Here is a 9,233-nt window from a genome sequence, read left to right as displayed (position 1 = left end):
AATATATCTACTTCTATAACTATAAACGATTCCAAAAACGACTCAACCACCGAGCTCCGATAGAATATCGAATCTTGATGGCTGCTTAGTCTTTTTTATAGCTGTCTACTTAACAGGGCTAACACCATAAGCTGGTCTTTTTTGGTGTGAAATGGTCGAACTTTCCAATGCCCTGCGATTCTGAACGAGCCGTCTCTGCTTTTAGAGATATCCAGCTCCAGTGGCAAGAATGGTCGGTGGCTTCGCGTCTTCCTACGAGGCAAAAGGCGCCTCTACGTCAGAAGCTCCATCCCCCTCTCATTCTGAACGAGCCGCTTCCACTTTTAAACTGGCCTTACAAGCTCGAATTGTTCTCCTAGTTTTGCGTAGTTGTGTCCTGCTAGTCGGCTTACTGGTTTTAGTCCTTCTGCATGAATCCGGCCGTTTTCATATAAATGTTCTGCGACGTGGAAGCGGACAACGCGGCCGATTAGTAGGTCGCATGCTGGAGAGTCTTCTGTTCCACCCAGTGGGATGGCGCGTTCTAATATACATTCCATTCGAATATTCGCTTCTTTTACGCCTGGTACGGAGATGACATCACTTTCGATTGGAGTTAGTTTGGCTAATTCAATTTCACTTTGATTTGGAGGAAGGTTTGCAGCAGTTTCATTGATGGCCTCCACATAAGATTCATCGGAAATATGTACAACAAATTCACCTTTTTCAATGGCATTTCGAGAAGTATCTTTTCGTTCTCCTCCTTTACGTTGCACTGAAACAGAGATGAGCGGTGGATTAGCAGCGACGATATTAAAATAGCTGTATGGAGCGCCGTTTAAAACACCATCTTTTGTTACAGAAGTCACGAATGCTACAGGGCGCGGAATAATACTCCCTGTTAATAATTTGTAATTATCTTTTTCTGTTTGTTCATTTGGATTAATCGAAAGCATATTTGTAATCTCCCTTCCTCGATATGAATACTCTTTGTTTGTTTACAAGATGAGGAGGGGAAATTCCTGCTAAAAAATATTTTTTGGCGGTTTTTGTAAAATTCCCGAAGAAAACTTTACACTTCGGTAAACAAGCTTCCATAACAAGACCATAATGTGTATTTTCTACGCTTTGTCAGGGATACTCTTCAAAGAAAATAACTATTCTCTTTGTTCGGTCTTTCCTTTTCTCCTAAATATACTGACTATTAACATGATTAGAGGTAAAAAAAGCCCAACTGACAACGAATAGGCTATAGTCACTGTAGCGTCGAAGTTTTGTTGTTTTACGACGTCTTCATACATAATGATAGAAAGAACACCTACAATCATCGCTAAAGGTAATACTAATGGGCGATAATATTTCAAATTCAAAATTTGTGTAATACCTAAAACAGAAGCGTAAAAATAAAGAGCCATCTTAAAATAGATTGTAATAAACCACATGATCGCGATTGTTCCTTCGATACGTTGGATAAAATCACCTACGTTTATTTTTCTTGCTAGTATAAAGCTTGGATACGTGTGTCTTGCAGTAGTTTCGGCACCTAAAACCAAAATACTTAAAATTGTGATGATAATAATGACAACTCCCCCAATTATATTTCCAATATAAAACGATTTTCTGGCTTCTTTCGGTTGATTAATTAAGGCAGGAAAAATCATTAATAAAATCACAGAGTTTACAGAAGATGTAGTAATCAAGTGTAAGGATGCTCGTAATATCGTTTTTGTCTCTACCTCAAATACAGGTTGAATATTTTCAAACTTGATTTGTGGAATAAGAAAGATGACTAAAATGATAAAAAGGATAAAGAAAATTGGTATGAATATTTCTGCGGAGCGAGCGATTGTTTCGAGCCCCAGACGTACTCCCATTACCAAAATGAGTATCATCAATAGGTTAAGGGCTAGGGCGGGTGTATTAGGCATCATATGTGTGTTTAAAAAGCTACCATTATAAATCAAAAGAATAGAAGTATAAAGTAATGGCATAGAAACAAAGAAAAGAGACACTGTTTTCCCTAACCATTTTCCAAATAATTGTTCATTGATTTGTACAATAGTCATGTTAGGAAAATTACGAACTAAAGTGTTAAATATCCATATTACAAAAACTCCTATCCCTGTACCCACTAGAGATACAATCCAAGCGTCTTGTTTTGCTTCGACTGCTAATCCTCCTGGAATAATTAAGATAGTCGTACCAATTGTAAATAAAGTTACTAAAGTTAAAAATTGATGTGAATTGATCTTTTCATTTTTCACAATAGGAACCTACCCCATTTTCTCATTAGTTTATACCTACCCAATAGAATTCTTAAAAAGAAAATCTTTTTTAAATAATCCTGAGTAAAAGTTTCACTTTACATTATCTTGTGAGGTTTTGTTATTTCATAAGTATGGTCAGGTTTTAACAGTTCCATAACAATTTCCGTATCCAGTAGAAGATATTCGAGGGGGATTATTTTATTGGATTTTGGTAATGGGGATGCTATACCGTACTTATTGGAAGTTCAAGTATAATTCAAGTTTAATTGGTAAAAATGAACTTGAAAGAACAAGGTCGAGTAATATTTATGCGAAAAATCACCGTAAATTAAGAGATTGTTTTCGTAGGTATTCACTAACATGTTTTTAAATCCTTCGGCTACAAATAACGGTTATGAAGTGAAATAGACTTCAAAATTTATCTCGCATTAACGGACAGTAACACTCCCACCTCAAAATTCAGCGAAAGCAAAGAAGTTAAGTGGGAGATGAACTGTCCGTAAAGGCCCGATTGGTGAGGGCTAATAATCAGTGGGGAAAACCCTCACTGATTAAAGTTTCACTTTATATAAGCGATGAATCAACATTATGAGAGAGGATAAATTGTATGCGTTTTTTTAAGAAACAAAGAAAAAACAGTGTAATGTACTCCTCATTTGAGCAAGAAGATGAAAGTAAGGAAGATAACAAAGTCCTGTTAGAAACAAGTCTCGAAGGAAATATTCAATATGTAAAGAAAATGCTTGGAAATAGTAGCGACATAGTGATTAGGGAAATACAAATTGGTAAAGATGGGTTAATTAAAGCAGGTATTTTCTATACGGATGGATTGGTGGATACGAACTCCATTCAGAACTTTATTTTGGAGTCGCTCATGTTAGATATTCCTATCGAACAGAATCAAACCATATCATCTCAACAGAACGTTTTACAAATATTGAAAGATCGTATTCTTACGGTTGGAGATATAAAAGATGTTACTGAATTCAGGTCTTTATTCAATTCTTTGTTATCAGGGGATGTTATTTTCCTGTTGGATGGCTATGAACAAGGTTTCACAATATGTATGCGTGGGTGGAGAGACCGTGGTGTCATGGAATCCAGTACGGAAACCGTCGTTCGAGGACCTAAAGAAAGTTTTACGGAGAGCTTGCGTACCAATACGGCATTAATCCGCCGAAAAATAAAAGCACCCAACCTTTGGGTTGAATCGAAAATGCTTGGAAGAGTAACCCAAACAGATGTGGCGATCTTGTATATTGATGGGATTGCGAATGATAGAGTTGTCGAAGAAGTGCATAGGCGTCTAAATAAAATTGATATCGATGGGGTTCTAGAGAGTGGTTATATTGAGGCATTGATTGAAGATGAACCGTTTAGTCCTTTTCCGACTGTATTTCATTCGGAACGACCTGATGTGATTGCTGCAGAGCTTTTAGAAGGAAGAATTGCTATCGTAGTGGATGGAACGCCGATTGTTCTAGTTGTCCCGGCACTGTTTGTTTCCTTCGTACAAGCTGCGGAAGATTATTATCAACGTACAGACATTAGTACTCTCATCCGTTTGCTTCGTTTTTTAAGTATTTTTACCGCTCTGCTAGGACCATCCCTATATATTGCCATCACCACGTTTCATCAAGAAATGTTACCAACTCCTCTGTTAATCGGTTTAGCTGCTCAACGGGAAGGAGTTCCCTTTCCTGCATTCATTGAAGCTCTCATGATGGAAGTGGCATTTGAAATCTTACGAGAAGCCGGTTTACGAATGCCAAAGGCTATTGGCCAAGCTATATCTATTGTAGGAACACTGGTAATTGGTACTGCGGCAGTTGATGCGGGAATTGTATCGGTTGCTATGGTAATCGTTGTTGCAGTCACGGCGATTTCAAGTTTTGTGCTCCCCGCATCTACCTTTTCTATGTCTATTAGGATACTCCGTTTCCCAATGATGGTGCTTGCTGCCTCTTTTGGCTTATTTGGGATATTCATTGGGTTTATTGCACTTATTCTTCACTTGTGCAGCTTGCGTTCTTTTGGGATTCCTTATATGAGCCCTTTTGGGCCTTTTATCCGTGAGGACATTAAAGATACGTTTATTCGGGTACCTCTATGGCGGATGTTCTCTCGCCCGCGTTTAATTAGTCAAAAAAATGTTAGACGTGAACAAAATTCAGCTCCGAAACCGCCTCGAAATAAAGTTTAAATGAACATAAAAGTTATCAATTCAAAAAATGTAAAACCTGTCTATTTGGAATTGATAACGTCAGTAATAATACCAATTTCAAGCTTGCAAAAAGGGATAAGTATAGATAGGTATAAAGACTTGACGACTAGATGCCTCTATATCCCTATTTTCTAATCACTCAAAGGAAGAAAGGAGTATACAAAAGTGATGGCTGTTGCTGGAATCTTTGTCATTGTCGCTGCCATTATTGCGATCGATGTTCCTTTTCTGTTAAAAGAAAAATTAAAAGGAGAGTTATGGTTGTTTTCTATTCTTCTATTATTGGGCACTTCGTTAAGCGTTGCAAAAGCCTTGAATATTAAGATTCCCAATCCACTAGATTGGATTACAGCCATTTATAAGCCACTTTATTACGTTATTGAGGAATTATTAAGATGAAAATGATTTTACATGGTTAAAGTTTTTAAGAAATACCACTCAAGAAAGAATAAATGGAGCATTCTCCTTAGATATAAGCATGTATAAATAAATTCGAAAGGTGTTTAATCTATGAAACGCTACTTTACAATGCTTATCATACTGCTTGTATTTCTATTATTTACTACAGGCTGCTGGAATCGTCGTGAATTAAATGAATTGGCCATCACATTGGCCTTAGGGATAGATCGTACAATGAATGGTCAATATCTTGTGACTGCTCAGGTGGTAAATCCAGGAGAAGTAGCTACGACAAAAGGCGGTGGCAGTGGTGGTCGTTCACCAGTAGTTATCTATCAGGCGAAAGGGCAAACCATATTTGAGGCGATCCGAAAAATGACAAAGGACTCCCCGAGGAAAATTTATCCTTCACACCTTCGGATGCTCGTAATTGGTGAGTCATTAGCGAAAAAAGGAATTGGAAAATCGTTAGATCTTCTCTCGAGAGATTGGGAACTACGATCAGATTTTTATATCGCTGTAGCTAAGGGAATGAAAGCAGAAGATGTTTTAAAGGTGCGTACACCTGTAGAAAAAATACCTGCTAATAAATTGTTTAATACCCTTAAGGCCTCGTCAGAAGCATGGTCAGCGACAAGTTTCGTTACATTAGACGAGCTAATTGTAGATATGGTAAGCGATGGGAAACAACCAGTGTTAACAGGAATCTCCTTACATGTAAAAGATGATGAAGAAACAGCTTTAAGTAAACAGAATATAGAAGTGATTGATACTCCTGCTCGAATACTTTTTCAAAACTTAGCGGTATTTGAAAAAGATAAATTAGTGGGTTGGTTAAATGAGAAACAAAGCAAGACGTATAATGTCATTACGAACAATGAGTTAAGTACAGTTGTGAATGTATCGTGTCCAAAAGGAGGGAAATTTGTTTATCAAGTGATGAACTCAAACACGGAAATGAAGGGTAAGATAAAGAATGGAAAGCCGGAGATAGATCTAAATATTCGTGTGAAAGGTAATGTCGGTGAAGTAGCATGCGATATCGATTTTAAAAAAACGGGAGCGATTGAAAAATTAGAGGAGATTTATGAAAAAGAATCGGTGGAATTCTTTAAAAAAGCAATAAAAGAAGTACAGGAAAAATATAAAATAGATATATTTGGATTTGGAGAAGCGATTCATCGAGCTGATCCTAAAGCTTGGAAAAAACTCAAAAAAGATTGGAATGAATATTTCGAGAACCTGCCTGTTAATCTACATGTACAAGGAGAAATCGAACAGGTAGGAACAGTAACTAATTCCTTTTTTGAAAAAATAAAGTAACTTGTTTAGTTTATATAAGGACTGGAGGTTCGAAAATAGCAGTCAAAAATCTATTTAAAATCCTGCAAACGATAGAAAGAGTTTACTCATTTTAAAGAATATTTTTTTATATGAGCGCATAAAAAATTATGTGTGTTTAGCGTAAAATTAAACTTTAAAAAAGTGGTACATAGATTAAAGCTATAAGAACACTAAAAGATCACTAAGCGATTCCTCTTATATAGACCGTTGGTAAAAAGACCAGATTGCTACCACGCAGGAGGGATCATTTTTTTATGGATTTTACTTCTACTGAGTTGGAGACTTTGTGCCTCCCGTCTCTCAACGATTTGAAAAGGAGTAGATCTCAAACTGAAATCTACTCCTCTTTTTAATAAATATCTTGAAATTGAGATAGTTAATTAAAATAAAACGTAAGCGCCAGGTCCAGTTAATGCAACACCAACTGCAATAGCAATTAAGATCATGTTATATTCAAATCCGTTTTGTGTTACCCAGTAGCCATTTTTGCCATGGACTGTAAAGATTGCAACTAGCATTGTACCTATGATAAGTAATGAGCCAACCCAAGTGAAGATACCTGCTGCGAATAAGAATCCGCCTAACAGCTCAGTTGCACCAGCCATAAATGCCATAAATACGCCAGGGCGTAAGCCAATTGATTCCATCCAGCCGCCTGTTCCTTTTAGGCCGTGACCACCAAACCAACCGAATAATTTTTGAGTACCATGACCCATGAATGTAATTCCGATAATAAGACGAATAATAAGAAGACCGATGTCCATCATTTATAAAACCTCCAAAAAAGTTATTTACTTATCTTACGTAAGTAATGATAAATCAGTTACTTACTTTAGTCAAGTAACTTTCGTGGAAAATATGAAGAAAATTTTACAAATCAACAATAAAAAATAAATATGTCGTAAAGACCTCTAGACAAGTGAGAGAAAAAAAGAGAAAATATAAGAAAGAATTAATTCTGATAATTGTTATTCAGACAATCTGAATTGACTGGAATTTTGCAAAGCGATACAATAAGAGTCTATTGGTAATAACGTGATTCTTTTCGAAAGCGTTTTTACAATATAATATTTGAAGTATAAAGTCTTACATGTATCTCAATTATTACTAGGGATTGCCCTATACATTTTCAACCTAATTATAAGGAGGACTATCCTATGTTTAAAAAATTATTTGGCCTTGGTTCAAAAACAAATGCAGAAACAATCGTAGCTCCATTAACTGGAGAAGTGAAAAATATTGAAGAAGTACCAGATCCAGTATTCGCTGGTCGCATGATGGGTGACGGTGTTGCAATCGTTCCAACTGAAGGTGTAGTTGTATCACCAGTGGACGGTGAAATCGTACAATTATTCCATACAAAACATGCTGTTGGAATTAAAGCGAAAAATGGTACGGAAATTTTAATCCACGTTGGTTTAGAAACTGTAAAAATGGAAGGCGAAGGTTTCGAAGCTCACGTATCTGAGGGACAAGCTGTGAAAGCTGGCGATAAATTAATTTCTTTCGATTTAGAATTAATTCGCGAAAAAGCAAAAAGCACAATTACGCCAATCGTTATTACAAACACAGATGCAGCTGAATCTATTCATACAACTGTAGGCGTTTCAGCTACAAAAGGTTCAACAGAAGTAATGAAAGTTACTATGAAGTAATAGTTTGTTGTAAGGAATCCATTTTATATGAAATGGATTCCTTATTTTATCATTTTAACCGATTCATCCCCCACCTCAAACTTGTTTAGAGGTAGGTGGGGGGGAGTTCAATTCATAGTGGGGCTTTTCGAGTGGATGTTTTCTTCAAGTGTGTTATTATATGTAAGGCACTTGAAACTAGGGTTTCACATATATGTGGATAAGGCGTATTTCTCTTAGAAAAAATAAAAGGAGAAATACGCCTTTTGTATGTTCACATTTCTTTTGTTCCATTGTAATGTACGTTATGATAAATGTAGAACATTCACTATAAGGAGTGAGCTTGGATGAAGCGAGTGTTATTTGTTTGCACTGGAAATACATGTCGTAGCCCAATGGCAGAGGCGTTGCTTCGTCACTATGGGAAAGGGAATTTTGAAGCGAAGTCCGCTGGTGTTTTTGCCAATCCTGGAAGTGATGCATCTTTGTATGCAAAAAATGCATTAGCAGAAAAGGGAATTAAGGCAGCACATGCTTCGCAGCAAATAACGGAAGAATTACTTGAGTGGGCTGATATGGTACTTACGATGACAGAAAGCCATAAGCAACTTGTGATTGGGCACTATCCGAGTGCTGGAAAAAAGGTGTATACATTTTATGAATTTGTAGAGGGTACAAGTAAGGATATTTCAGACCCGTATGGCGGTTCTCTCGCTATTTATCAATCAACATTAGTAGAGATGGAAAAACTTGTACAAACTTTATTGAAAAAACATTCAGAAGGTTAATGTTTCGTGTATAATACGATATTGGAGATGATCTTGCTTGGAATGAGCAAGTAAGTATAAGTGTTTTGCAATCATTTATCAGTGGGGATGAAGAACCTTACTCGATAGAAGTTTTACTAAAATTTTGGAGGGGTCAAAATGAAAGTAGTAGTAGCATCTGATCACGGTGGAATGAATATCCGCAAAGAAATCGTAAGTTTATTAGAAGAACTAAATATTGAATATGTTGATTTAGGATGTGAATGTGAAGCCGGTTCTGTTGATTATCCTGACTTTGCATTTCCAGCGGCAGAAATGGTTGCAAACGGTGAAGTAGACCGTGGTATTTTAATTTGTGGGACAGGTATTGGGATGTCAATTGCAGCAAATAAAGTACACGGTATTCGTTGTGCATTAGTTCACGATACATTTAGTGCAAGAGCAACAAGAGAACATAATGATACAAACATGTTAGCGATGGGTGAGCGCGTAATTGGTGCTGGTTTAGCGCGTGATATCGCAAAAATTTGGCTAACAACTGATTATGAAGGTGGACGTCACGAAAACCGCGTAGGGAAAATTAAAACATACGAAGCGAAGTAATTTTCTATTGGACATA

Annotated in this window: 9 protein-coding genes; 6 read left to right on the top strand and 3 right to left on the bottom strand. The window is 36.7% G+C overall.

The features are described 5' to 3' along the window. Window positions 1–323: 323 nt before the first annotated feature. Window positions 324–935, bottom strand: a complete 612-nt coding sequence (locus tag AC1M36_RS17520) for a flavin reductase family protein (RefSeq protein ID WP_336451549.1) — start codon at window positions 933–935, stop codon at window positions 324–326. Between the two features lie 201 nt (window positions 936–1,136). Then, window positions 1,137–2,243, bottom strand: a complete 1,107-nt coding sequence (locus tag AC1M36_RS17515; RefSeq protein ID WP_336451550.1) for a GerAB/ArcD/ProY family transporter — start codon at window positions 2,241–2,243, stop codon at window positions 1,137–1,139. A 610-nt stretch (window positions 2,244–2,853) separates the two neighbouring features. On the opposite strand from AC1M36_RS17515, the gene AC1M36_RS17510 reads away from it, so the two are divergent. The 3 genes from AC1M36_RS17510 to AC1M36_RS17500 all read left to right on the top strand — a co-directional run bounded on the left by AC1M36_RS17510 (window position 2,854) and on the right by AC1M36_RS17500 (window position 6,192). Continuing rightward, a complete protein-coding gene (locus AC1M36_RS17510; protein ID WP_420792336.1) occupies window positions 2,854–4,449 on the top strand; it encodes a spore germination protein in 1,596 nt (531 codons plus the stop codon). 189 nt (window positions 4,450–4,638) lie between these two features. After that, window positions 4,639–4,869 (top strand): hypothetical protein, encoded by a 231-nt coding sequence (locus AC1M36_RS17505; RefSeq protein ID WP_336451708.1) that lies wholly within the window; start codon window positions 4,639–4,641, stop codon window positions 4,867–4,869. Window positions 4,870–4,980: 111 nt separating this feature from the next. Then, on the top strand, window positions 4,981–6,192 hold the full coding sequence (locus AC1M36_RS17500) for a Ger(x)C family spore germination protein (protein WP_336451552.1): 1,212 nt from the start codon (window positions 4,981–4,983) through the stop codon (window positions 6,190–6,192). Between the two features lie 401 nt (window positions 6,193–6,593). Here the strand turns inward: AC1M36_RS17500 and AC1M36_RS17495 are convergent, their stop codons facing one another. Further along, window positions 6,594–6,980: a DoxX family protein gene (locus tag AC1M36_RS17495; protein WP_431613155.1), complete on the bottom strand. Its 387-nt coding sequence runs from the start codon at window positions 6,978–6,980 to the stop codon at window positions 6,594–6,596. 390 nt (window positions 6,981–7,370) lie between these two features. On the opposite strand from AC1M36_RS17495, the gene AC1M36_RS17490 reads away from it, so the two are divergent. From AC1M36_RS17490 to rpiB, 3 genes are all read left to right on the top strand, one after another. After that, complete coding sequence (locus AC1M36_RS17490) at window positions 7,371–7,868, top strand: PTS sugar transporter subunit IIA (protein ID WP_336451554.1); 498 nt, start codon at window positions 7,371–7,373, stop codon at window positions 7,866–7,868. 326 nt (window positions 7,869–8,194) lie between these two features. After that, on the top strand, window positions 8,195–8,635 hold the full coding sequence (locus AC1M36_RS17485; RefSeq protein ID WP_336451555.1) for a low molecular weight protein arginine phosphatase: 441 nt from the start codon (window positions 8,195–8,197) through the stop codon (window positions 8,633–8,635). Window positions 8,636–8,773: 138 nt separating this feature from the next. Further along, a complete protein-coding gene (rpiB, locus tag AC1M36_RS17480; protein ID WP_003202270.1) occupies window positions 8,774–9,217 on the top strand; it encodes a ribose 5-phosphate isomerase B in 444 nt (147 codons plus the stop codon). Window positions 9,218–9,233: the final 16 nt, after the last annotated feature.

This window comes from Bacillus sp. Medicinal_06, assembly GCF_056711665.1.
The sequence above is the reverse complement of the archived record's forward strand: the minus strand, read 5'-3'. Positions and strand labels throughout refer to the sequence as shown.